This window comes from Burkholderia sp. Bp8963 (assembly GCF_003854275.1).
In the GTDB taxonomy this organism is placed as follows: domain Bacteria; phylum Pseudomonadota; class Gammaproteobacteria; order Burkholderiales; family Burkholderiaceae; genus Burkholderia.
This window is the reverse complement of record NZ_QTQP01000163.1, coordinates 1-929: the sequence shown is the minus strand read 5'-3', so window position 1 is coordinate 929 and position 929 is coordinate 1. Positions and strand designations below refer to the sequence as shown.

Here is a 929-nt window from a genome sequence, read left to right as displayed (position 1 = left end):
ATGCAGGCTGCCAGCGCGCACCAATGAGTCGGCCGGTCATCGCGGCGCTGCCGTTCCCCTTATACCGCATCCTCGTCCCAGTTTCTCCGCGAACGCTGGGCCCGGCACGGGGTTGAATCGCTCCACAGGCTATCCGGGCATCGTCCTGCCCTTCCAACAGTTGCAATCCTCGTGTGAGGATGTTCATTGCGCCGACCACGTCGGCGTGCGCTTTGTAGCCGCATGCAACGCAGACGAACCGCGCCTGCGTCGTGCGATTGTCCGAACTCACGCATCTGCACGCGGGACAGGTCCGACTCGTGTTCTGCGGTGGCACGGCGATCAGCCAGCCGCCGTTCCATGCCAGCTTGTATGCCAGTTGGCGGCGGAACTCGAACCAGCCCTGGTCGAGGATGCGCTTGTTCAAGCCGGACTTGGCCGTCACGTGCTTCCCCGGCGCTTCGACACGGCCTGCCGCTGACCTGGACAGGTTCCGCACCTGCCAGTCCTCGATACTCGCCATCGCGTGGCTCTTGCTGATCGTGGTCGTGGCCTTGTGCAGGTAGTCGCGGCGTGCGTTGCCGATGCGGGCATGGATGCGCTGGACGCGGGCCTTCGCTTTTCTCCAATTCTTCGAGAATTTGACCTTGCGGCTCATGGCGCGCTGGTAGCGACGCAGCCGCATCTCATGCTTCTTGAAGCTGTTCAGCGGCGCGAGGAATGTGCCGTCGCTCATCGTCGCGAAGCGGGCGATGCCCACGTCGATGCCGATGGCGCTGGTCGCCAGTGGCACGGGCGGCTCGACTTCGCGGGCGGTCTGGATTGAGACGAACCATTTGTCGCAGGCCTGGCTCACGGTGACGTTCTTCAGCGTACCGAGCACGTCCCGGCTCTTGCGATAGCGCAGCCAGCCGAGCTTGGGCAGGAAGATCCGGCTGTTGGCCTGGTCG

General features: G+C 64.3%; 1 protein-coding gene. It reads right to left on the bottom strand.

Annotated features, from left to right (window positions below):
* Nucleotides 1–929, bottom strand: a 929-nt coding sequence (locus DID96_RS37825) for an RNA-guided endonuclease TnpB family protein (protein ID WP_148094541.1), incomplete at both ends; no start/stop codon positions are given.